General features: G+C 46.0%; 19 protein-coding genes and 1 pseudogene. 11 read left to right on the top strand and 9 right to left on the bottom strand.

The window, feature by feature from the left end; all coding sequences use genetic code 11:
• Positions 1-231 precede the first annotated feature (231 nt).
• Positions 232-657, top strand: a complete 426-nt coding sequence (locus L0U89_RS12765) for a FixH family protein (RefSeq protein WP_234861878.1) — start codon at positions 232-234, stop codon at positions 655-657.
• A gap of 42 nt (positions 658-699) precedes the next feature.
• Positions 700-1,404 (top strand): sulfite exporter TauE/SafE family protein, encoded by a 705-nt coding sequence (locus tag L0U89_RS12760; protein ID WP_234861877.1) that lies wholly within the window; start codon positions 700-702, stop codon positions 1,402-1,404.
• A 40-nt stretch (positions 1,405-1,444) separates the two neighbouring features.
• Here L0U89_RS12760 and hemN read toward each other — a convergent pair whose 3' ends face one another.
• Positions 1,445-2,806 carry an oxygen-independent coproporphyrinogen III oxidase gene (gene hemN, locus L0U89_RS12755; protein WP_234861876.1) on the bottom strand — a complete coding sequence of 454 codons (1,362 nt, stop codon included), beginning with the start codon at positions 2,804-2,806 and terminating at the stop codon, positions 1,445-1,447.
• 394 nt (positions 2,807-3,200) lie between these two features.
• Between hemN and L0U89_RS12750 the strand changes: the two genes are divergently transcribed.
• Positions 3,201-4,577, top strand: coding sequence for a Gfo/Idh/MocA family protein (locus tag L0U89_RS12750; RefSeq protein WP_234861875.1), 1,377 nt, complete (start codon positions 3,201-3,203; stop codon positions 4,575-4,577).
• A gap of 89 nt (positions 4,578-4,666) precedes the next feature.
• Here L0U89_RS12750 and L0U89_RS12745 read toward each other — a convergent pair whose 3' ends face one another.
• From L0U89_RS12745 to L0U89_RS12730, 4 genes are all read right to left on the bottom strand, one after another.
• A complete protein-coding gene (locus L0U89_RS12745; RefSeq protein WP_234861874.1) occupies positions 4,667-5,752 on the bottom strand; it encodes a Gfo/Idh/MocA family protein in 1,086 nt (361 codons plus the stop codon).
• Between the two features lie 90 nt (positions 5,753-5,842).
• Complete coding sequence (locus L0U89_RS12740) at positions 5,843-6,556, bottom strand: Crp/Fnr family transcriptional regulator (RefSeq protein WP_008623798.1); 714 nt, start codon at positions 6,554-6,556, stop codon at positions 5,843-5,845.
• Positions 6,557-6,629: 73 nt separating this feature from the next.
• Positions 6,630-7,103 (bottom strand): type I restriction enzyme HsdR N-terminal domain-containing protein, encoded by a 474-nt coding sequence (locus L0U89_RS12735; protein ID WP_234861873.1) that lies wholly within the window; start codon positions 7,101-7,103, stop codon positions 6,630-6,632.
• A gap of 178 nt (positions 7,104-7,281) precedes the next feature.
• A complete protein-coding gene (locus L0U89_RS12730) occupies positions 7,282-7,980 on the bottom strand; it encodes a ComEA family DNA-binding protein (protein ID WP_234861872.1) in 699 nt (232 codons plus the stop codon).
• A gap of 224 nt (positions 7,981-8,204) precedes the next feature.
• Between L0U89_RS12730 and hemA the strand changes: the two genes are divergently transcribed.
• The 6 genes from hemA to L0U89_RS12700 all read left to right on the top strand — a co-directional run bounded on the left by hemA (position 8,205) and on the right by L0U89_RS12700 (position 15,841).
• On the top strand, positions 8,205-9,479 hold the full coding sequence (gene hemA / locus L0U89_RS12725) for a glutamyl-tRNA reductase (protein ID WP_234861871.1): 1,275 nt from the start codon (positions 8,205-8,207) through the stop codon (positions 9,477-9,479).
• A 204-nt stretch (positions 9,480-9,683) separates the two neighbouring features.
• The gene (locus tag L0U89_RS12720; RefSeq protein WP_234861870.1) at positions 9,684-10,229 is read left to right on the top strand and encodes an REP-associated tyrosine transposase; all 546 of its coding nucleotides are present in this window, start codon (positions 9,684-9,686) and stop codon (positions 10,227-10,229) included.
• A 2-nt stretch (positions 10,230-10,231) separates the two neighbouring features.
• The gene (locus L0U89_RS12715) at positions 10,232-11,539 is read left to right on the top strand and encodes an RHS repeat-associated core domain-containing protein (RefSeq protein WP_234861869.1); all 1,308 of its coding nucleotides are present in this window, start codon (positions 10,232-10,234) and stop codon (positions 11,537-11,539) included.
• 119 nt (positions 11,540-11,658) lie between these two features.
• Complete coding sequence (locus L0U89_RS12710; protein WP_234861868.1) at positions 11,659-12,105, top strand: hypothetical protein; 447 nt, start codon at positions 11,659-11,661, stop codon at positions 12,103-12,105.
• A 354-nt stretch (positions 12,106-12,459) separates the two neighbouring features.
• The gene (locus L0U89_RS12705) at positions 12,460-15,261 is read left to right on the top strand and encodes an RHS repeat domain-containing protein (RefSeq protein ID WP_234861867.1); all 2,802 of its coding nucleotides are present in this window, start codon (positions 12,460-12,462) and stop codon (positions 15,259-15,261) included.
• On the top strand, positions 15,251-15,841 hold the full coding sequence (locus L0U89_RS12700) for a hypothetical protein (RefSeq protein WP_234861866.1): 591 nt from the start codon (positions 15,251-15,253) through the stop codon (positions 15,839-15,841). Before L0U89_RS12705 ends, L0U89_RS12700 begins: the two co-directional genes overlap by 11 nt.
• Before the next feature lie 505 nt (positions 15,842-16,346).
• Here L0U89_RS12700 and L0U89_RS12695 read toward each other — a convergent pair.
• Positions 16,347-16,469: pseudogene (locus L0U89_RS12695) on the bottom strand (thioredoxin family protein); the annotation flags it as partial.
• 345 nt (positions 16,470-16,814) lie between these two features.
• Between L0U89_RS12695 and L0U89_RS12690 the strand changes: the two are divergent.
• The gene (locus L0U89_RS12690) at positions 16,815-18,380 is read left to right on the top strand and encodes a WG repeat-containing protein (RefSeq protein WP_234861865.1); all 1,566 of its coding nucleotides are present in this window, start codon (positions 16,815-16,817) and stop codon (positions 18,378-18,380) included.
• 73 nt (positions 18,381-18,453) lie between these two features.
• Here the strand turns inward: L0U89_RS12690 and floA are convergent, their stop codons facing one another.
• The 3 genes from floA to proS form a co-directional block, all read right to left on the bottom strand.
• Positions 18,454-19,452: a flotillin-like protein FloA gene (floA, locus tag L0U89_RS12685; RefSeq protein ID WP_234861864.1), complete on the bottom strand. Its 999-nt coding sequence runs from the start codon at positions 19,450-19,452 to the stop codon at positions 18,454-18,456.
• Between the two features lie 3 nt (positions 19,453-19,455).
• Positions 19,456-19,917, bottom strand: coding sequence for an NfeD family protein (locus tag L0U89_RS12680; protein WP_008623515.1), 462 nt, complete (start codon positions 19,915-19,917; stop codon positions 19,456-19,458).
• Between the two features lie 153 nt (positions 19,918-20,070).
• Positions 20,071-21,552 carry a proline--tRNA ligase gene (gene proS / locus L0U89_RS12675; RefSeq protein WP_234861863.1) on the bottom strand — a complete coding sequence of 494 codons (1,482 nt, stop codon included), beginning with the start codon at positions 21,550-21,552 and terminating at the stop codon, positions 20,071-20,073.
• A gap of 127 nt (positions 21,553-21,679) precedes the next feature.
• Between proS and L0U89_RS12670 the strand changes: the two genes are divergently transcribed.
• On the top strand, positions 21,680-23,065 hold the full coding sequence (locus L0U89_RS12670; protein ID WP_234861862.1) for a hypothetical protein: 1,386 nt from the start codon (positions 21,680-21,682) through the stop codon (positions 23,063-23,065).
• Positions 23,066-23,090 lie beyond the last annotated feature (25 nt).

Here is a 23,090-nt window from a genome sequence, read left to right as displayed (position 1 = left end):
GAAATGAGACACAAGACACAAGACACAAGAAGCAAGACAAGGATCAATCTATGGTCTATGGTCTATCGACTATTAACTATTAACTATTAACAAATAACACAATAACCAGTAACCAATAACTAAGACAAGGATCAATCTATGGTCTATGGTCTATCGACTATTAACAAATAACTCAATAACTCAGTAACTCAATAACCATAAACCATTAACCAATCAACTAATCACAAAAACATGGACTGGGGAAAAGGAATCACATTGACTTTGGTGGCGTTTGCCGCGATCATGATCAGCATGGTGGCCATCTGCGTGAAGCAGGACGATATCCACTTGGTATCGCAAAACTACTACGAAGAGGAAATCAAATACCAAGAGCAAATCGACAAGGTCGCCAATACGGTTGCCCTGGGCAGGGAGGTTCTGGCTTTCGACGGTCAACTTAAGAAAGTTGACTTGAATTTGCCCGTGGGGGCTAAGGGAGTCCTGCACCTCTTCAGGCCATCCGACGCGCGCTTGGATCAGAAGATCGATTTTGAGATTACCGATCCTGCTGCCCAATCTGTCAACGTCGCCGATCTCAAGCCGGGCTATTGGCGCCTCAAACTCTCCTGGTCCGAAAACGGCGTGGACTATTACGAGGAAAAGAAGATCACTATCTAGCCGTTTTCTTATGTCTTGTGTCTTGAATCTTAACTCTCATTTATGATCTGGACCGCTGTCGCTTTAGGTTTTCTGGGCTCCTTTCACTGCCTCGGCATGTGTGGCCCGATTGCCATGGCCATTTCGGCCAAGGATGCCGCACCTTTTCTCCAAAACAAGATCATCTACAATCTCGGCCGAACGCTCACTTATTCTTTGTTGGGGGCTGTTGTAGGTATGTTGGGATACTCACTTTCACTCGTAGGCTTCCAACAGGGGATTTCTATCGGGATGGGGATTTTTATACTGTTGATGGCATTTTTCTACAAAAAGTCAGAAAGCATCATCACAGGATCAGGATTTTTTGGGGCGGTGTACAGGTTAAAAAGTTCCCTTTCCCATTTTCTCAAAAGGGGAGGTTCCTTTGCTTTTTTCATGTCAGGTATTCTGAATGGCTTTCTGCCTTGCGGCATGGTCTATATCGCGCTGATCGCTTCCCTTGCTTTGCAAAGTCCGCTAGATGGAGCGATTTACATGTTTTCTTTTGGTTTGGGCACTATTCCGATGTTGATTGGAGTGATGATTTCAGGCAAGTTGCTGCCGCTGACGATGCGACAAAAATTCACCAAAGCCCTTCCTTACATGGCTATGCTGATCGGGATATTGTTTATCGTGCGGGGTATGGGTCTCGGCGGACATATCCTGAGTCCCGACCTTCAGGCCTTCGGTCAAGAGGGACCGAAGGAGGGGATTGAAGTGTGTGAGTGAATTTTTAGATTTGAGATGGGAGGTATGAGATCATTAAATCTCAAATTGCTTTACTGAAACTAAACTGTTTTTCTTCTTTTTCCTGAAGCCTTTTGTCAAAGACCATACAGATATTCCGGACGAAGGGAAGTCCCGCTGCACCAATGCGGATGCCCATCGTGTCAAAGGTGATGAGGCCTTCATCCTGAAACTCCCGCAGTTTTTCCCAGTTCTTTTTCCCAAGGTTGGAATAGAAGCAGAGGTTCCAAGTGGCTTCCTGCTGGCAGATCAGTTTTAAAATCAGATTGCGGGTATCGATATCGGTCTGCGTCATCACATGCCCCTTCACGATGGCAAAGTGGCCTGACTGGATTTGCGCTTTGTAAGGATCGATTTCCTTGGCGTTTTGGGCATAGCCGTAATACACATCCGAGATGGCGCTATTACCCAAGCCGAGAAGGATTTTGGAAGGCGAAGTCGTGTAGCCCATGAAGTTGCGGTGCAGGGTCTTGTTTTCCTTTGCCAAGTACAATGGATCATCAGACAGGGAAAAATGGTCCATACCGATTTCGAGGTAGCCCATTTCGGTCAGGATTTCCTTTCCCCTTTCATAGAGTTCCCTTTTTTTGGATTCCTTGGGGAGAAATGCCTCGAAGCTCTTTTGTGCCGGGAAGGCCGAAGGCAAATGTGCATAGCTGTAGAAGGCGATCCGGTCGGGTTTGAGTCCCGCCACTTCCTTAAATGTTTGCTCAATCGTCGCCAATGTCTGAAAGGGAAGTCCATAAATCAGGTCAAAATTGACCGAGGTATAGCCAATCTCGCGGGCTATATCGGTGGCTTCCTTCACCTTGGAAAATGGCTGGATACGGTGGATGGCTTTTTGCACCTGTGGGTCAAAATCCTGTATGCCGTAGCTGACCCTTCGGAAACCAAGATCGAAGAGCGTCTGCAAGTGCATCCGCGTAGTGTTGTTGGGATGACCCTCGAAGCTGAACTCGGCATCGGGCATGATGTTGGCCGAATCCTGGATTTCGGAAATCAGCTCATGGAGCGATTCCGGTGAAAAAAAAGTCGGTGTACCGCCGCCAAGGTGGATTCCAGCCAAATTGGGTTTCGTTCCGAGTGCTGCCAAATAATGCCTCCATTCTGCCAACACAGCCTGAATATAGGGGATCTCTACCGTATGATTTTTGGTAATGCGCTTGTTGCAGCCGCAGTAGGTACACAGGCTTTCGCAATAGGGCAGGTGGATGTACAGCGTGATGCCTTCCTGATCCCCAAAGTCGGAGTAGGCTTTTTTGACAAGGAGTTTCCAATGTTTTTCTTCCAAGTCGTTGGCCCAAAGCGGCACCGTGGGATACGAAGTGTAGCGCGGCGCGGGGACATTATATTTTTGGATCAGTTGGGCGGGGGAGATTGACATAGGACGCGAATTTCCCTCAAAGTTGGGGCATTGGAATCCGGATTTTTATGATGACCAAAAGTGGCACGGCTGATAAAAGTCATGTTTTTTGCACCCATAGATTTAATGGTACCACATTTTTCAAACCACAAAAGATACAAGAGTTATCAAAAGATTTGATCCCCAAAAGACCTTTTGTTTTCTTTTGATCTCTTTTGTGGTTGAATAAAAATCAAGGAAAAAGGCTGGACCGGGAACCCGATGTAAATCTAACTTCCAATAATTTGATGTTTAAGTACATGAGGTATCGTTGTTGAATTTCGATTTATGCTGAGTGCGGGTCGAATTCACCATTCAAGGTGCGGCACATTTGGCCTTTTTTTCTATTTTAGGAAAGTCAAAATACGATAACCCTATGAATACCCAATCCCAAAAAGGCAAATCAAGACGAGAGTTTATCCAAAAAGCTTCCGCCCTCACGGCAGGTACGGTTTTTTTGAGTGGAATCGCGGAGGCCATACAGCTTCACGGGAATCCCGCCGCAAAGATGAAAATCGCCTTGGTCGGTTTGGGCGTAAGGGGAGTATCCATGTTTGGCAGAGACGTGCAGCGGGCCTATGGCGAGCAGATCGAATTTGTCGGCCTCTGCGATATCAACCCTGGGCGTCTGGAGGTTGGGAAGAAATATATCGGTGTGGAATGCCCGACTTTTACGGATTTCGATGCCATGCTGCGGTCCCAAAAGCCGGATATCGTTATCGTCACGACGGTGGATGCCACACACCATCTGTTCATTATCAAGGCGCTGGAATTTGGCGCCAATGTGATCACCGAAAAACCCATGACCACCGATGAGGTCAAGTGTCAGGCTATCCTGGATGCAGAAAGGAAGTCCGGGAAAAAGGTAATTGTAACTTTTAACTACCGCTATTCCCCGCACCGTCAGCGCATCTATGAAATCCTCCATTCGGGAGAAATCGGTACCGTGACTTCAGTGGATTTTCATTGGTATTTGGATACTTCGCACGGTGCTGACTATTTCCGACGCTGGCACGGGCTGCGGGAAAAGGGAGGTACGCTCCTCGTCCACAAGTCCACGCACCACTTCGACTTGCTCAATTGGTGGCTGGATTCCGATCCTGAGGAAGTGTTTGCCTATGGCAAATTGGAATTCTATGGAAAAAACGGACCCTTTCGCTATACCCACTGTAGGACTTGTCCCCACAAATCCAATTGTGATTTTCACTGGGACATTACCAAAAATAGCCACCTGATGGCACTTTATGTCCAAAATGAACAGCACGACGGCTATTTGCGGGACGGTTGTGTGTTTCGGGAGGAGATCGATATTTTTGACAAGATGGCGGTACAAATCCGCTACATGAATGGAGTGCAAGTATCCTATTCCCTGACGACCTATTCCCCCTACGAGGGCTACCGCATCGCATTCAACGGTACCAAAGGCCGACTGGAAGCATGGATCAAGGAAAGCCAACCCTGGGACGAGCCGCCACAGGATGACCTGAGGCTCACGAAGAATTTTGGTGATTCCGAAATCATTGTTATCCCCCACGGCGGTGGAGGGCACGGTGGTGGTGACACACGCTTGAAGGACAAACTCTTCAAAGACCCCACCATGGCCGATCCTTACCGGCAATCGGCCGGGACAAGGGATGGGGCCATGTCGATCCTCGTGGGTATTGCTGCGCGAAAAAGTATTGACAGCGGACAGCCCATCAAGATCAAGGATTTGACGGATATTGAGCTAAAAGCCCGGGGAAGAGGAGCTTGATGGGTTTAGATTGAAGGGACTGGAGTGACCGATTCGGGTATTCCACGGAGTAGAATCCATTTTTGCAATTTGATTCAACCCATGTTTCCTTATAAAAGGACTGGAAAGCTGACTGGCGCATTTCGTTCCTTACTGCGATAGATTGCGGTAAATAGCTCCACCACTTTCCTCCCATCCTCTCCGGTCACCAGCGGTTCTCTTCCGGCTTCCAAAGCTTCCAAAAAGTCCTCTATCTGCTTTTGGATATAATGGTAGGTCGCATCGATTTTTTCAAATTGTCTCTTGTCAGCCGCCAGCCATTCTTGGGGGAGGTTTTCTTCGCCAGGTATAGTCCAAAGGTCGTTGAAGGGTGGCTTGGAAATGCCTGATACTCCAGCAATGAACATCGCCCCGCTTTCGGGTTCGACTCCGACAGAGGCGCCATTGCTACCATGGATATGCACTTTGCCATGGATCCCGGGTTTTTGGGAATTGCTGAGAATGATGTTTCCCAAGGCACCGCTTTTGAATTTGACGATCGCAAGGGCCGTGTCCTCCACTTCGATGTAGGGATGGTTGAGGTTGGCCCAAGTGCCATATACCTCCGCGATGTCGCCCATCAGCCAGCACAGCAGGTCCAATTGGTGCGGGGCTTGGTTGACCAAAACGCCGCCGCCTTCGTGCTGCCAAGTCCCCCGCCATGGATCTGAAGCATAGTACTTTTCATCCCGCCAGCTCAACATGGAGACCGTTCCAAGGATGGGCTTTCCGATTTTGCCGGCATCTATGGCTTTTCGCAGCCGCTGTACCGGCTCGTAAAACCTGCGTTGGCTGATGACGCCGAGTTTTTTGCCATATTTTTTGGCAGCTGCAATCATCGCGTCACAGTCAGCGAGGCTGGATGCCAAAGGTTTTTCTACAATTACATTTGCCCCGGCGGCGAGCGCTTCCAAGGTTGGATCTTTGTGGTTGGGATGCGGTGTACAGACCATCACCAAATCCAATTTTTCCTTTTGGACCATTTCTGTGATCGAGTCATAACCTTTGACTCCGTAAGCCTCGCCAAAACCCTTTGCCTTTGCGAGGCTTCTGCTGTATACGGCCGTAAAATCAGACCGGTGCGCACCAAGTAGGGCTTTGGCGTGGAGTTGGGCTACTTTGCCGCATCCGATGATTCCTGTCCTGTACTTTTCCATTTTTACTTTCCGATTCAATAAAGAAATCGAAAAAAATAAAGGCTGGCAAGAATTTCCTGACAGCCTCCTGATATTTTATTTTTTGAATTCTCAACCGTAGAAATCCGACAACCTTGCCAAAGCTTTTTTGTCCTGCACTATAATTTTTTTCCCTTGGAAATCGATAAGATCATCTTTTTTGAATTCTGACAGCAAGCGAATCACTGTCTCAGTCGCTGTCCCCACGAGCCCGGCGATTTCCTCTCGGGTCAACACGATGTCAATCTTTTCTCCTGCTTCACCATCAATACCATAAGTCTCACTCAGTTTTAAAAGCGTAAATGCCAAACGCTCGCGAATTGACTTTTGGGTTGCATCCGTCAGCTTGTCCTCCATGATACCTAAATCGTGGCAAAGGGCCTTTGTCACCCTTCGGTGAAATTCCGTGTCTTCGGCCAAAACCTTCAAGAATGATTCTTTGGGTACAAAGCAGATTTTGGCGTCCTCTATGATTGTTGCTGAATTGCTGTAAGCCTCTTCCCCAAGCAGCGAAGTGTAGCCCAGAAAATCGCCTTTCTTAGCCAAACGGATGATTTGTTCTTTGCCATTGGATGCAGTTTTGAATACTTTCACCACACCGTCATTGATACAAAAAACACCAAGTGGTTTGGTGCCTTCGTAGTATAATATCTGACCCTTCTTGTGGGTAATGAAATTCTTATGATCCGAAAGATGGCAGAGGTGAGGTTCGGAAAGATTGGCAAAAAGTGAGAATTTTCGACTCATGCATAGCTCGCAAGGAGTGCTTTTTTCAAGAACTTTCATGATCAGTTTGGCAAATTTTCTTGGATAAACCTATGGCTTAAAGATAATACATTGTATGACAATTGTCACATTTTTAGGTATGAATTTGGGGAACAGTACTCAGTTGGGTAAAATTTGCAGATTCCTTGTCCAAGCCAAAAAACAGGTGTTGTCGACCATTTGTGATCCCGAGAAAAGGTGCTCCGATTTTTGTATTATAGGTGGCAATTTGTTCCAAGGTTTTGTGGCTGAGTTGGACTTCAGGAGCTTTGCATTCCAACAGCAGAAAAGGCCGGCCATTGCGGTCCAACACCAGGATGTCGAAGCGTTTTTGGAGCTGATTGTAGCGAAGTCCTTTTTCAAGTGCAAAAAGGCTTTTCGGAAACCCTTGATATTTTGTCAGATAGGCAATCATATGCTGCCTCACCCATTCCTCCGGCGTCAGTATCAAAAACCGTTTTCGTAGTGCGTCGAAAATAGTTAATTTCCCTTCGTCTTCCTGAATGCTGAAATCAAATTTTGGAAAGTCCAAAGGAATCTCCAAAAAGGAGTAATTGCGTGAAGTCATCCCGCAAATATGTTCGCTTTTCGCCACCTACCCCAAATTTTATTTTCATTAGGTCAATTATTTTGGACTGTTTCTGGTGGCAAGTCGAATGAATGAATTCCATTTTGCTGCAAGCTTCCAACACAAGAATGATCTAGGCTTTCGAGCTGATGGACAAACATGTATAGGGTCGAAAACCTCAGAACTCCAGGTATGGGCTCAACCGGTCCACCCATTCTTTGGTAAAAATCTTTATGCCGAGAAGGTCTTCGGGTATTTCATATTTGCCGTGTTGGGTCCGGTAGGCGACAATGACCTTGGCTTCTCCGTAGCTGATGTAAGGATGGTTAGCGAGCGTGTTTGCGTCCCATTCGTTGATCTTCACTTTTTTGAAAATACCCGGTTCAAATTCGAATTGGTCAAAAAGCTTTTCCATCATTTCGGGCGTCATGCCATAGACTTCGAGGATTTGCTCTTTTTGATGCAAACCCCCGATGTTTTCCCTGAACTTTACGATCCTGCCCGCCATCGTCGGGCCGATTCCGGGGACAATTTGCAGGACAATCGAATCCGCCTCCGCAAATGACAACTTATTTAAACCCGGTTTTTTGGGAGCTTGATAGGCAGGTCTTCTTTTTGTGCTGTCTGTGCTGGTAGTAGCATTGTGATCTGACGTGTAGGTCGCTTGGTAGGGCTTCCAACCCGCTTTTACGAGGCTGTCGGCTTTCAAAAGATAGGCTTGGTATCGTTCTTCGTTATTCCGATCCAGTATTTTCTGATACCCGACTGGAATCAGGTAGAGCAAAAGTAAGGCGGGCAGCACCAACATGAATCCGCGGGATTCCCGGTTGGAAAACCCAAAAGTCGATCTGAGAAAAAATTGGATTCTCTTGAACATATATTCTGATCGGATTAAATCAAATTTAGAAATATTGTCGATATCTATCGGTGATAAATTAATACAATTGGTATTATTATCCAATTTGACCTTGCTTTGTGACTCACCTTTGTTCAAATCAAAAATCACAGCTATTTAGATCGAATATAAATTACCACCACCTTGATGGAAGGTTTCATTCGAAGCTTTATCTGCGTTAAATTTGTTCCCGAATAATGCCCGACATGCAAAACAAGTTTAGAGCCATCAGTTTGTCTTACAAGAATGCACCCGTCCAGATCCGGGAGGTGATTTCTTTGGATGAAGGGTCTATCCATGCGCTTTTGGTCAAGATGAAGGATTTTTTCAGCATGACGGACGTGCTTATTCTTTCGACCTGTAACCGTACAGAAGTTTATTACTCACACGAGCTTGATCTCAGTACCGAAATCATCAAGTTGATTGGCCTGGAAAAGGGACTGACTAGTGTGGTCGATTATATCGAATACTTTGAGATTTTCAATCAAGATATTGAAGCCATCCAACATTTGTTCCGGGTTTCAATAGGTTTGGAGGCTCAGGTCGTCGGGGATTTACAGATTGCCAACCAGGTGAAAAGGGCCTATCAGGCCTCGGCAGATTTGGATTTGGCTGGTCCGTTCCTGCATCGCCTAATGCATACGATCTTTTATACCAACAAACGCGTAGTGCAGGAAACGGCGTTCAGGGACGGTGCAGCCTCCGTTTCCTATGCCGCAGTCGAATTGATTGAAGGGATCACTTCCAATACCTATCAACCTCGGGTGCTTCTCATCGGCGTAGGTGAAATCGGCGAAGATGTGGCCAAAAACATGGTGCATATCCCGGATGCCAAAGTGACCATTACAAATAGGACTTTCGAAAAGGCAAAAGAATTGGCGGATGAGCTTGGTTTTGAGGTGATACCGTTCGAAAGGTGTGTCGAGGCGATGAAGGATGCAGATGTGGTCGTTTCGTCGATCATGAAGTCAGAGCCTTTCATTACCAAGGAATTGGTAAAATCTTGGGACATTCCTTCCTACAAATTGTTTGTAGACCTTTCCGTTCCTAGAAGTATAGAGACGACGATAGAAGAAGTACCGGGTGTGTTGCTTTACAACGTGGACAATATCCGCAGCAAAGCGACTGCAACGTTGGAAAAAAGGCTAGCAGCGATTCCAATGGTGGAGAAAATCATCGATGAAAGCATACAGGACTTTTTCAATTGGAAAAAGGAAATGATGGTTTCGCCGACGATCAACAAACTCAAAAATGCACTGGAGCAAATCCGCCTCGAAGAGATGGAGCGTTTTCTGAAAAACGCCGACGAGCAACAGGTTGCCATGATCGATAAGATCACCAAAAGCATGATGCAAAAAATCCTCAAAGTTCCTGTGGTACAGTTGAAAGCTGCCTGCCAACGGGATGATGCGGATAAGATGATAGACATCCTTTCGGATTTGTTTGATTTGGAAAAGGATCCAGTCAAAAAAGACGCTTGATTATTTTTTCGGTCTTGAACAGACCGTTAAGTAGGCTTAGTTTACCCCGTCTGGGTGAAATATGGGGTAGGCGCTAGGCGTAATTTGCCAGCCCTGCTTTCCGGCTCAATGCTAAAATCATCCACAGGATGATTTCTAGACGCATTGCCCTGCCTTTCTATCAAAACGAATTTGTAATTCGATTTTTTGATATTAGTTTTAGTTATGGGTGAAGCATATCGGATAAGCGACCAAGAAATGCCTTATTTTCTCACTTTTCAGGTTGTGGGTTGGGCAGATGTTTTTACCAGAAAAGTATATCGGGATTTGATTTTGGAAAACCTTTCCTATTGCCGGTTGGAAAAGGGTTTGTACTTGTATGGTTATGTGATTATGAGCAATCATGTTCATCTGGTAGTTCAGCAAAAGGATGGAAAGCTTTCGGATTGGGTGCGGGATTTCAAAAAGTTTACAAGCAAGAAGTTATTGGCCACGATTATGGAGAATCCACATGAGAGCAGAAAGGAATGGCTCAAAATGATTTTTTCGTATCATGCTAGTTCAAACAAAAGATCGGGAGAGATGCAGTTTTGGACCCATGAAAATCATGCGATTGAATTATTCAGATCGGAGATGATTGAGAGTAGGATGAACTATATCCATGAAAACCCCGTGAGGGCGGGCTGGGTCGAAAACGCCGAAGAATACCTTTATTCCAGCGCCAGAAACTATTCAGGACTAAAGGGTTTGATTGAAGTAGATTATTGGTAGTTTTGGCTGGTTTCCAATTGCAAATTGGTTTTATAGAAGGGTGGAATTGCAAATTCCACCCAGTCCACCACCGAACGTCTATTCTACACTCAGGGGGGGGCGGCATCAACCAATTCCTCCTCTTCAAGGCGCTGCACCTTCTGATTACGGGCCTACAGCAGAAGCCCGCACCGGAGGCATACTTGGGCTATGCCTTGTATGACGCCGACAGCAATATGTATGACCAAGGCCGGATCGTGCTGTCAAAAAAAGCCCGCAACCGCCACGAAGAACTGAAAACCCGTATATTCGTCCCTAAGGACGGATACATCGAGGCTTATGTAGTCAATGAATCCGAAGAGGACGTATGGTTCGATCAGTTCAGGATACTTAGTACCGGCGCTGTCATCGTGCAGGAGACCCACTATGACCCTTGGGGCGTGGAACTCCAGGGCCTCGGCTACCAGCAGGGCGGGCTGAAGGTGAATAAGTACCTGTATAACGGGAAGGAGTTCAACGACCATCTCGGGTTGAACTTGTTCGACTATGGCCAAAGAATGTATGACCCTTCAATTGGCAGGTTTAATCGAGTCGATCGTTTTTCTGAAAAGTATGCTGCACTGACGCCGTTTCAATACGGTGCAAATAATCCCATCAAGTATATTGACGTAAATGGAGATAGTACCTATCTTGTTGTTTATGGTTCAGGGCACCTTAATCCAAAAATGCAAGGACAGAGCAACGATGTAGGAAATGGATTCAAGAAAAATGCTGAAGCTAGGGCAGAAGGACTTAGAAAAAATCTGCAAGATGGTGATGAGGTTGTTGTCGTGTATGCAGCAACAGAAGATGAATATATTAATGCTTTAAATACAGAATATTCATCAGGAGTTATAAAACAGCTTGATGTGTATTCGCATGGTACAAATAACTCCATTAATCTAGGAGGCCCAGAAAGTGGGGCACCTACAGAAACTGGGCCGGGTGATGCTGATTATCGACTTGTATCGGCATTCGCATCTCAGCAAAATCCAGATGGGAATAATGAAGTCGCAAGGATTGATGCCAATAATTTTTCCACAAATGCAACTGTGAATTTATGGGGATGTAATTTAGGCGGAGCAAATACCGCTGCAATAACATCTGGAGCAAATCATGCTCAATACATGGCCAACCATTTGGGGGGTTCTTCTACGGTTAATGCTTTTAATGGTGGTGGTGGCGCAGAGTTTAAACAAAGCGGCGGTGCAATCAAATACGATGGAACAATGATTCGTTCGGCAGACCGTGGAAGCCAACGAGTTATTCAAACAACCTATAAACCCAGATAATATTGCTAAGTATGAAATTTTGTATTTTTATTACAATGTGTCTTATGTCTTGTATTAATTGTACTGGACAAAGAAACGTATACGAATCCCAAATAAACAATCTAATAAAGATAAATACCATGCCCTATCAGCCTGAATTGTCAGGAGACAGTCTTTTTTGGAATATTACAAAGGGGAAAATTGATATTTTACCCTATCTTATTGATAGGATAAATGATACAACAAAAACCAATGCTTCTGTCCCTAACTTTGGCGGAGTATATACTATTGGCGATATATGTGTTAGAGCTATAGAGGAAATTATTAGAGATTTTCCAACGATAAATTTAATAGAAACTGACAAAAGTTTGCTTATGGAAAAAGCTTATGGCATTTATTGGGGCTATGTGAGTGACTTTAAAAATAGATTAGAATTCCAGAAACGGGTAAGAGTGTGGTATGAGGAGAATAAACATAATTTAGTTTGGCAAGTGGACGATAAATTATATGCAGTATCCGATGAAGAAAATGGAGAGACGAAGAAGAGACCAGCAGGGGGTTACTACATTGTCAAGAAAAACCCCTAGATAATTAAAAATATGTGTATCAGCATCACTGCACGTAGGGATGAAACCGCCGGAACTACCAATCGGTCGAATAGCTTTTTTCCGAGGTATCTTCGGTTGAGCTTGTAAACGAACCCCGTCTAGTCGTAGTATGGCTAAGGCGCTTAGCTCCCAGCTCATCCAGACGAGCCACAGGATCGGCACGGGGCCACTGTCACCCCGTCTGGGTGAAATATGGCGTAGGCGCTAGGCGTAATTTGCAATTACGCCTTCATATTTTTTTGAATTTGTAATTCACCTGTTCTCAAACTATATTCCGCCGTGGTGTTTGGTCTTGATTTCCAATTACAAATTGGTGTTGATAATAGGGTGGAATTGCAAATTCCACCCAGCGCCCAATTGGACTTCAGAGGTACTGGGATAAGACTACGCTCAGGTGGGATTTTGACGGTTACCTATTATGACAACTACCAGCTTTTATCAGGGTTTGCTTATGAAGCACCGGCGGGCCTGACTGGATATCATGATAAAAGTGACCAAACCCATGGATTGATGACTGGGAAAAAGGTGAAAGATCTGGGTTCTTCGATTTTCATGACGCAGGTGTTGTATTATGACAAACATGGCCGCGTCATCCAGGAAATAGCAGAGAACCATGTCGGGGGCCTTTCCCGTTCATCCACCAAATATGACTTTGAAAACCGCCCCATCGAAACCCATGTCGCGCTTACAGGGATGTCTTCCTCCCAAGTCCTAAGGGGCTATACCTACCATGCTGCGGGGCCGCTCCGCCACATCAGCCACAAGCTCAATTCCGGGACTCCTGTGAACTTGGCAGTACATTCCTACAACGACCTTGGGGAACTGATCGGCAAGAAATTCCCGATGGCGGAAAACACTTATACCTACAATATTCGTGGATGGCTGACCAATATCGGGAGTCCAACCACAGGCCTGTTCAAAGAGGTGCTGCACTACAATACGGGAACGAACCCCCAGTGGAACGGCAACATCAACCGTATGGACTGGTGGGACCGAAACGGTATTGAGCGTCGCTACGCCTACGTGTACGACAAAGCAAGCCGAATAACCACAGCCACCTATTCCGTACCGACTCTTTCGGCAGAAAACAACCGCTATAACCTCAGTGGAATCAGCTACGATGCCAACGGCAATATCAAAGCCATGACGCGCGGGGGGCAACGCACGGCAACCACCTACGGAGATATTGACCAACTTACCTACGCCTACCCGACAAACACCACCCTTGGGGACTATTCGAACAAGCTTAATCGCGTAAATGATGCCCTTACATCAACTGGCTACACCTCCAAGGACTTCAAGTCCAGAAGTGGTGGTAATTACGCCTATGACAACAACGGTAACCAGACCGCAAATGCAGACAAGAACATCGCTTCCATCAGCTACAACCACCTGAACCTGCCCAAGGTCATTACCTTCACGGGTACCATCGGGAGGATAGAATACGACTACGACGCGGGTGGCAGGAAGCTGCGGCAGCGGGTCTATACCAATCAGACGCTCTCCACGACGACGGACTATGTCGGTGACCACGTATATGTTAACGGCGCGCTTGATTATATCCTGCATGAGGAGGGACGGATCGCAATCGAATCAGCCGGCGTTCCCGTTTATGAATTTTTCGTCAAGGACCACTTGGGCAATGTCCGTCAGGTCTTGCGCCCCTCTGACCTTACCAACCTCAGGCTTGCCACGATGGAACAGCATAACGGCGAGACTGAAGAATCCGAGTTTTCCCAGATCCGTGAGTCCAGGCAAACCGAGCCCCGGCACAACATCACCGAGGGCGGCAGCGAAGTCGCTTGGCTGAACGCTGCCCGTGGCCGGGAACTTGGGCCGAGTACGGGTTTCGAAGTATATGAAGGTGACAGCCTCGATCTTTCGGTGCATGCGAAGTACGAGCGGAAGACTAAGCGGGCCAGGGCGAGTTCCCTGCTGCCAAGTGGCTCTGGCCTTCCAATCCCATCCGACTATGGCAGTATGGCCCTGACAGGCGGGATAAGCCCCCTGCTGCTCTATAACCTTGCGGAGATTCTCGCCTCTGACCTGAAGTCCGAGCCTGAGCCCGAGGCCTATATGGGCTATGCGCTATATGATGCGGATAGCAACCTCTATGAGAAAGGAAAGATCCTCCTCTCCAAAAGATCCGAAAACAAGCATGAAGAGCTGCGGGAAAAGCTGTATATTCAAAAGTCAGGTCATGCGGAGACGTTCCTTGTAAATGAAACCAATGAAGATGTCTGGTTCGATAACTTCCGGATCGAAAGCACCCCGCCCCTGATCGTGCAGGAGACACACTATGATCCCTGGGGTCTGGAACTTTCGGGCTTGGGTTATCAGTATGGTGGTATCAAAGTGAATAAATGGCTATTCCAGGGACAGGAAAGTATTGATGACCACGGGCTGAATTGGAGCTCGTTCAAATGGAGGAACCACCAGCCTGAAATCGGGAGATTCTTTAATGTTGATCCACTTGCTGAAGAATTTGTACACAACAGTACATATGCCTTTAGTGAGAATAAAGTGACCTCCCATATTGAGTTGGAGGGACTTGAGGCATATCCAATTCATCCTAGTTATGGTCTTAACAATGTTACTGAGACATTTAGACGAGCTGCTGTTGATTTTGGAAAGGCAATTGATCAAACATACTTGTCTATTTCAACAACATACAAACAAGTAGTTTCAACTGTAAAAGTTAACTTAGGTTTGATGGAGGTGAATTCTACTACATCAGTAGATGTGAAAAATACTGCATCTGTTTCCAGTAATTTTGCAGATTTTTTGACACCTGTTCAAGGTTCAAGTGGTGATTTAGTATCCAAAAATACTAGTTTATTCAATTTTACTACAGAAAGTACTATTGAATCTGTTACCGAGACAAATACAAAATTAAGTACAAATATGGTCGATATAGAAACGTCTTCTACTTTTTCGGCAGATTTGTCAAATGGTAATTCAAATAAAAGTTATGAAATTTCTATCGGAAAAGGTGGGTTGAGTGGTTTTAATAGATCAGAGTCTTCTAATGGAAAACAAACAAACACTACAGGAATAAAATTGCTTTTTGATTTGAACTTTACCCAATCTAAATTTAATTTAACAGTTGAAGCAGGGAAAAAAGATGAAAAATAGGTTTCTTTTATTTTCGATTTTCTTTCTATTATTATTTTCTTGCTCTGAAAAAAATGAGGAAAAATTGAATTGCCTCAATGATGCTGGAAAATTAGAGGTTTGTATAATTAATAGTTGGGTTGTCCAAAAAAAAGACGACTATTATTTATATGCCAAACTTCCTATGCAGAATGATTTTTTTGCCATCAATTTTTTTCATAATACTAAGGGTGATCAAATGTTCTATGACTATTTAACAGGTACTCACGAGAGATTCTTTTATCATGAACTGGATTTAGTAGATTATTCTATTTATGAATTTGTTAATGATGGATTTCGATATCTTTATTCCACATATGAATTTTATCAACAAGGAGAAAAGGTAAAGTATATTTCAATTACATTTAATTTGAATGAAGTTTTTTATGATATGGCAATTCGAATGAGTGCAGATAATTCTTCTAAAATTGAAGATCAATTCAGGAAACAGGTAGTTCCAAGTTTAAAATTGAATGGTAAAATAGTTTTTGATTTAAAAAATGATCCTGAAAAAATCACTGAAATTAATGCGGAACCATTGGATAGTTTGTTGATGAAATGAGAATTTCATTATAGAAAAAAGTGCTCTTGGTTTAGAAGAAATTTAATGGGGACTAGTTGTAGGTACTATATTTTGAAACAAGAGAATTTCTGAAAATTTTTACCTTTACGATACCGGAGAGGAAGCATACAGTGATCGTTCACTTGGATGTTTACCTTGTGTCGTGCCGATTCGTTTGGCTCCCCCGTCTGGGTGAAATATGGCGAAGGTGCTAGGAGTATCCCGATCGCCCCTTTTGGCTCTGATGTATTGTTTTTTTTTTGCAATGGGTTCTTTTGGCTAAAGCCCCGATGGAAGATTTGGCATTTCAGGCCTCCAGCTAAAGCAGGAGGCAATTCCCAGCTAAAGCAGGAGGCAATCCTTGGATTATCGACTGGATCAGCGCTTCATAGGAATGGTGCTTTAGCCCATTCCTGAGGGGTAGCGATAGACGGTTCCGGCTTAAGCCAAACAAAAATAGTATCGCGTACTATTCCTTTTCCAGAACTCCAAAGGACCATCTCGGCTATCCAATGAATCCTTTCAATCCCTGTTGCAGGTCCCGCTTGGTCATGATGCCGCCTTTTCTCCAGAGGATTTTACCTTTTTTGAACAGGATGTAATGGGGAATGGACCGCACGCCAAACTGCCTCCATCTGGTCGTAGAATGGCGAAGGCGCTAAAGTCGCATTTTGCAATCACGCCTTCATATTTCTTTTGTAATTCACCTGATCTCAAACTATTTTCCACAATGGTATTTTGAAGAACTGTATTCCAATTACATCCCAACATTTGTCGTGGATGGATTGATAATAGGGTGTAGTTTCATCCCACTGAAAGCCTATACTACACTCGGGGGGATCCACCCAGCCACCGCCGAAGGTCTATTCTGCACCTAGACGGAGAGAGAACAGTCCAAGAAGTAGCCGTAATTTTTTTTGTCTTGCATAGATTAAGCCTTAATTTTCCCGCTTATTCGTTCACCTTTATGATAATGAGTTCTTATCGGGCGGTACTGTGCCTTTTTTTGTTTTTTTCGGGTTTGATTGCTAAAGCCCAAACCTATGAGGTCTACGACCAGCACATGAAGCTGAAATCCAGGGTTGAGTACGACCAAATCAGTATCCTAGGGGAGTCCGTCAGGGTGAGTACAGCCAATCAGCAACTGAAACTGCTGAGCAAGGATTACAAACCATTTTTGGACCTCAAAGCCAATTCGGTATATCGCTATGACCAGCCATGGCTGATTGTGGAGGGGCCAAGCGGCAAAGGGGTTTTTCACGAATACGGGGAAGAGGTCTTACCGGCCGAATATGACCAAATCCAGACTGTGTTTACCAAAATCCTGAGCCGCAAGGGAAATGCTTTTTGGCTGTACGAACATGCAAGTAGGAAAAATTCCCTTTTGGGAAACTTTGATGATGCGGTGCTTGCCCGAAATGGCCAGGTAATCGCCCAAAAAGGTGCGGAATATTTTCTGCCGCTTTCTCCAGAGCCAGAGCGGGCCAAGGAAATGGTCCAAGAGGCGAACGGGGATTTTCTATTTGTCAAGGAATCATCAGGCTATGGGCTGGTCAATCGGGATGGGGAATATATTTTGGATCCTATCATCGATCAAATGGTGCATTTGGACGACGTCTACTTTTATGCGTTTGATGGCAGCCAGTACATGCTGATTGAGGCAAAGGAAATCCGTGCCGACATCAATTATACTTCGTACCATAAAATCACGCTGGAGGGCGACATGATGCTGGAATACATCCATGGCAAACTCAGACGCGTCATGCAATACGAAGGGATTCTCCTTGACCAGGTGGGAATGGAAAAGGTGACTTCCTTGGGAAAACAGCATTACAACGTGTTGCTCAAGGACAAAAGCCTTGGCTTGCTGGGGCCGAGAGGCTGGGAGGTAAGGCCTGTGGTCGGTGTGGAATCAATTCTTCCTGGCAGGGACGGATTGTATCCGGCATCCAAAGGTGGCAAATTCGGATTTGTCGATACCCAGGGAAAGTGGGTGATAAGTCCTGAATTTGATGAAGTGAGGCCCTTTTTTCAGGATATGGCAGCAGTGAGAGCGGGGCGGCTTTGGGGTTTTGTTGATCGAGCTGGGTTGGTTGTCATTTCCCCCCAGTTTGATTCAGCATCTGACTTTAAAAGAAGCATCGCCATCGTAAAGCGTGGTGGAAGACACCAACTGATTGACAAGGAGGGCAATAGCTTATTGCCAAATGCCTACGAACGCATTTCTCTTTCTGCCGACGACTATTTCATCACAGAGTTGGACAAGAAGTTTGGCCTCGTCGCGCCCGACGGAAAGGAGATTGTCGAACCAAAATTCGAGGAACTTCGGCGGGAAGAGTTGGACAGGATTTTGGTGAGGCTCGGTGACAAATATGGGATTCTCAACGAGCAAGGGGAATATGTTCTGCCGGTTTATTACAAAAGCATAGTTTTTGATACTGGGGCTTCTCAGATTTTGGCTGAAGATGATTACCAGTTCGCAGTTCCAGCGCCGCCAATCGTTGAACAACCGGTTGGAAAAAAGAGAAAAGGAACCTGATTTCCTTAAAAACCCAGCAAAGAAAAAGGCCTCCAAAACCGGGGGCCTTTATCATATAAAGATGTGGTTTCGATTACTTTGGCTTGCTACCGCTGGAAGATCCGCTTTCGCCTCCTGCGATTGAGGACCTCATGGATGTGTCGGCTTGGATATTTTCCATTTTGTAATAATCCATGACGCCCAGTTTGCCTGACCTGAATGCATCTGCCAGGGCTTTTGGTACATCAGCCTCCGCCTCGATTACTTTGGCCCGCATTTCCACGGTTTTGGCTTTCATTTCTTGTTCCAAAGCTACTGCCATCGCCCTTCTTTCTTCCGCCTTGGCTTCTGCAACCTTTAAGTCCGCGGAGGCTTGGTCGATTTGAAGCTTTGCACCGATGTTGGTGCCCACGTCGATGTCAGCGATGTCGATGGAAAGGATTTCGAAGGCAGTACCTGCGTCCAGTCCCCTTGACAAAACCAGTTTTGAGATCTTGTCCGGGTTTTCCAATACGCTCTTGTGGTTGGGTGAGGAACCGATCGAGGTCACAATCCCTTCGCCAACCCTTGCCAAAATGGTATCCTCGCCGGCACCACCCACCAATTGGGCGATATTGGCACGGACTGTTACCCTCGCTTTGGCAATCAACTGGATACCGTCTGCAGCCACAGCGGCCACGTTGGGCGTATTGATGACTTTTGGATTTACCGAAATTTGAACCGCTTCAAATACGTCCCTTCCAGCCAAATCAATCGCGGTCGCCTGCTTGAAGCTCAGGTTGATATTGGCTTTGTCAGCCGAAATCAGCGCGCGGATCACGTTCGGTACATTGCCGCCAGCGAGGTAGTGGGTCTCGAGGTCATTCGTGGTCAATTGCAGACCGGCTTTGGTGGCTGTGATCAGCGAATTGACGATGACGCTTGGTGGCACTTTTCGGATTCTCATTCCAATCAGTTCGCCGATACTGACTTTTACATTGGCGAAAATTGCTGTGATCCAAAGATTGACAGGGACAAAATAGAGGAAAACAAAAAGGAGAATCAGCCCGGCGAAGGCTGCAAAGAGTATAAACGCCGAATTAGTTACTTCCATAAATTAAGATTTAACGATGATGGTATTGTTTTCCAATTTAGTAATAATAACCTTAGTTCCTACGGGGATAAAGCCTGAATTGGATTTTACCTCATAAGCCTTATCCAAGAAATCGGCTTTGCCGATGGGCTTGATGTCAGAGATTGCTTTCCCTTCCATGCCAACGGCAAGTCCTGTTAGCCTATCCCCAAAAGTAGTGGAGGTTACAGCTTCCTTCAAAGCGAAACGCGACCATACACCCGACCGGAACCCGTATACCAATGCGCCTAAATTCACCAAGGCTGTCATGGCAAGTACCGTCCATGCAGTCGTGTATTCCAAGCTGATGAATGCGTAGTAGATTCCCGCAATCGTTACGATAAGGCCTATCAGTCCTACGACTGTCGTACCGGGTACAAAAATGATCTCGGCCAAAATCAAGATTAGCCCAATCAGGAGTAGTGATATAAGGATAAACCAGGTCATTTTTTTTTCCTCCAAAGTAGTTAGAAAAACGGATGCTTGAATTGATTTGCTTGGAATAATTGCAAAATCCACTTAGATGACAAGAAGAAAAAAACCTCCAAGCTTAAAAAAACACTTGGAGGTCAGATTATTTCAGTGGTTGATCTTCGAGGCTTAATATGCCCTAGCAAAAAGGACCCGTCCAGTAGAAGGTTTTCCTGTTAGGATACACGATCCACTTTCCTCTTTTCGATCGATCGGAATACAGCGTATCGTTGCCTTTGTCAGTTCCTTGATGCGTTCCTCCGTTTCGGTAGTTCCGTCCCAATGGGCTGAAACAAAGCCTCCCTTATTTTCCAACAGATCTTCAAATTCCTGCCAAGTATCCGCCTCGGTCGTCATATTTTCCCTAAACTCGAAAGCCTTTTGGAAAATGTTCCTTTGGATCTGATCCAACAGATCGCTGACGTGCATGTCTATCGATATTTCCGACAAATTGACCGATTCCTTGGTCAAGGTATCCCTTCTTGCTATTTCTACGGTGTTGTTTTCCAAGTCCCTCGGACCCATGGCGATTCTCACAGGAACGCCCTTCAGCTCATACTCGGCAAATTTCCATCCAGGCTTGTGTGTGTCACGATTGTCGAATTGGACAGATATGCCTTTGGCACGCAAGCTAGCCATGATCTCTTTAGCCTTGACAGAAATTCTTTCGAGTTCCTCATCGCCTTTATAAATCGGGACGATGACAACTTGGATCGGCGCAAGTTTTGGTGGCAATACGAGCCCATTGTCGTCAGAATGGGCCATGATAAGCGCTCCCATCAGACGGGTACTCGCTCCCCAAGATGTGCCCCATACATATTCCAATCCACCTTCCTTGGTAGCAAACTTGACGTCAAACGCTTTCGCGAAATTCTGCCCCAAGAAATGGGAAGTGCCAGCCTGCAAGGCTTTTCCATCCTGCATCAAGGCTTCGATACAATATGTGTCCTCTGCCCCGGCGAATCGCTCATTCGCTGACTTTATGCCCCTTACAACGGGCAGCGCCATGAAGTTTTCTGCGAAAGTCGCGTAGACGTTCATCATCTGTACGGTTTCTTCAATCGCCTCCTCTTTGCTCGCATGAGCAGTATGTCCTTCCTGCCAGAGAAATTCAGCTGTTCTGAGAAACAACCGGGTCCTCATTTCCCAGCGTACGACGTTTGCCCATTGATTGACAAGCAATGGGAGGTCACGGTAGGATTGGATCCAGTTTTTGTATGTACTCCAGATAACCGTTTCGGAAGTCGGACGTACGATCAATTCTTCCTCCAACTTGGCTTCAGGGTCGACGATTACGCCTCGACCATCGTCTGAATTTTTCAGCCGGTAGTGGGTTACAACTGCACATTCCTTGGCAAAACCTTCAACGTGACTGGCTTCCTTGGAGAGGTAGGATTTGGGAATGAACAGGGGGAAATAGGCATTCGTATGGCCGGTTTCCTTAAACATTCTATCCAACTCCGCCTGCATCTTTTCCCAAATGGAATAACCATATGGCTTGATGACCATACAGCCACGTACAGGAGAGTTCTCCGCAAGGTCAGCTCTTTTCACCAACTCATTGTACCATAATGAATAATCTTCACTTCGTTTGGGCAATCCTTTGCTCATGGTGTTTTTTTGAATTCAAAAATCTATTTATCTTCGCTCGATACTGTGGGGGGCAAATATAATCCAAAAAAGTATAACCCTCTTGTTAGAGTAGCGTATATAAGGTGAATTAGTAAAAACCAAACAAATGAACAAAGTCAACGGAATATTAACGCTCAGCTTGGGTACTGCGCTCATCCTTTCCTCTTGCAGCGCATCAAAAACTGCGATGAATGGTGGGGAGTTGGATGACATGTACTTCATGGCATCGGATGCCAAAGTCGCAACAGAGTTTGCCGTGGCAAATAACAATCCTCAGAACTTCCAGTCTTTGAACCAAGCCGCTCCTTCGACGTTCGAACAAGAGAGTTTTTCGGCAAGAAATGTGAATCCAGAGTATATCGCAAAATATCAGGCCCAGTCCCAAACCCAAGATAGTGGTACCGTGTATTTTGACGATACTCAGGCACAGGAGACTACACCAAATGTAAACGTTTATAACAATTTTTATGGATCTAGTGTCAACCCAAATGGTTGGAACGGCGGGTCAAACTTCAATGTCTCCCTCGGATTTGGAATGGGTTGGGGCATGCCAATGTGGGGAATGCCCATGGGCATGTGGGATCCTTTCTGGGGTTGGGGTAATCCTTGGATGATGAGACCTGGTTTTGGCTGGGGTATCGGTTGGAACTCCATGTGGGGCTGGAATGTCGGCATGGGCTGGGGAATGGGTGGAATGTGGGGCATGCCCGGCTGGGGTTGGGGTGCTCCAGGCTGGGGCTGGGGAGCACCTGGCTGGGGTTGGGGCGCTCCCGGATGGGGCTGGGGTACTCCCGGCTGGGGCGGTGAAGGAAGCCGCCAAGTCGTAAGGGGTGGCAGACCTGGAACAGGTTCGTCAATTGCATCACCCGGTGGAAATAGAGGAGGCAGTTCATATTATCCTTCTGCCTCTACAAACAGGGCCGCGAGGAGAGATGCAGTCGCAGGTTCAGACCGTACCGTTGGTTCGTCTAACCGAGCAGCCACAAGAGATTTCAGCAGATCCCAAAACGACTATTACAACACAGGCACAAGAAATAGGGTAGCCAACTCTGCTGCCACCGGTAGCAGAAATGTAGGATCTGCAGCAGCCACAAGGCCGTCCAATAGAACTGGCATTGAAAACTCCAGACCCACTTACAATACTAGAGGTGGTTCTACATACAATAGCGGAGCCACAAGAGGTGGTTCTGGCACAGCACCAAGCTTTAACAACAGAGGTACGGTTCCAACCAACAGAGGAACGAGCCCTTCATACAACAACAGAGGAACAATGTCCTCACCATCAAGAGGTGGTACCATGAGTTCTCCTTCAAGGGGTGGAAGCATGGGTTCACCTTCAAGGGGTGGATCAATGTCCGCACCAAGCAGAAGCACTTCACCCTCTTTCAGTGCGCCTAGTAGAGGCGGATCGATGGGAGGAGGTAGTATGGGCGGAAGTAGGGGCGGCGGAGGCATGAGTTCCGGAGGAATGAGAGGAGGAAGGGGAATGTAATTCCCCTTTTTTTATAGGGATTAAA

Origin of the sequence: Mariniradius sediminis, assembly GCF_021491425.1 — a bacterium.
In the GTDB taxonomy this organism is placed as follows: domain Bacteria; phylum Bacteroidota; class Bacteroidia; order Cytophagales; family Cyclobacteriaceae; genus Mariniradius; species Mariniradius saccharolyticus.
Note: the sequence above shows the minus strand (reverse complement) of the source record. Positions and strands in the feature narration are given on the sequence as shown.

Excerpts from the sequence above, each read along its gene's own strand:
- L0U89_RS12760 (WP_234861877.1), top strand. The coding sequence starts at position 700 with ATGATCTGGACCGCTGTCGCTTTAGGTTTTCTGGGCTCCTTTCACTGC.
- L0U89_RS12690 (WP_234861865.1), top strand. The coding sequence starts at position 16,815 with ATGAGTTCTTATCGGGCGGTACTGTGCCTTTTTTTGTTTTTTTCGGGT.
- L0U89_RS12670 (WP_234861862.1), top strand. The coding sequence starts at position 21,680 with ATGAACAAAGTCAACGGAATATTAACGCTCAGCTTGGGTACTGCGCTC.
- L0U89_RS12710 (WP_234861868.1), top strand. The coding sequence starts at position 11,659 with ATGCCCTATCAGCCTGAATTGTCAGGAGACAGTCTTTTTTGGAATATT.
- L0U89_RS12765 (WP_234861878.1), top strand. The coding sequence starts at position 232 with ATGGACTGGGGAAAAGGAATCACATTGACTTTGGTGGCGTTTGCCGCG.
- L0U89_RS12740 (WP_008623798.1), bottom strand. The coding sequence starts at position 6,556 with ATGAAAGTTCTTGAAAAAAGCACTCCTTGCGAGCTATGCATGAGTCGA.
- L0U89_RS12730 (WP_234861872.1), bottom strand. The coding sequence starts at position 7,980 with ATGTTCAAGAGAATCCAATTTTTTCTCAGATCGACTTTTGGGTTTTCC.
- L0U89_RS12720 (WP_234861870.1), top strand. The coding sequence starts at position 9,684 with ATGGGTGAAGCATATCGGATAAGCGACCAAGAAATGCCTTATTTTCTC.
- proS (WP_234861863.1), bottom strand. The coding sequence starts at position 21,552 with ATGAGCAAAGGATTGCCCAAACGAAGTGAAGATTATTCATTATGGTAC.
- L0U89_RS12700 (WP_234861866.1), top strand. The coding sequence starts at position 15,251 with ATGAAAAATAGGTTTCTTTTATTTTCGATTTTCTTTCTATTATTATTT.
- floA (WP_234861864.1), bottom strand. The coding sequence starts at position 19,452 with ATGGAAGTAACTAATTCGGCGTTTATACTCTTTGCAGCCTTCGCCGGG.
- hemN (WP_234861876.1), bottom strand. The coding sequence starts at position 2,806 with ATGTCAATCTCCCCCGCCCAACTGATCCAAAAATATAATGTCCCCGCG.
- L0U89_RS12745 (WP_234861874.1), bottom strand. The coding sequence starts at position 5,752 with ATGGAAAAGTACAGGACAGGAATCATCGGATGCGGCAAAGTAGCCCAA.
- L0U89_RS12735 (WP_234861873.1), bottom strand. The coding sequence starts at position 7,103 with ATGACTTCACGCAATTACTCCTTTTTGGAGATTCCTTTGGACTTTCCA.
- L0U89_RS12680 (WP_008623515.1), bottom strand. The coding sequence starts at position 19,917 with ATGACCTGGTTTATCCTTATATCACTACTCCTGATTGGGCTAATCTTG.
- hemA (WP_234861871.1), top strand. The coding sequence starts at position 8,205 with ATGCAAAACAAGTTTAGAGCCATCAGTTTGTCTTACAAGAATGCACCC.
- L0U89_RS12750 (WP_234861875.1), top strand. The coding sequence starts at position 3,201 with ATGAATACCCAATCCCAAAAAGGCAAATCAAGACGAGAGTTTATCCAA.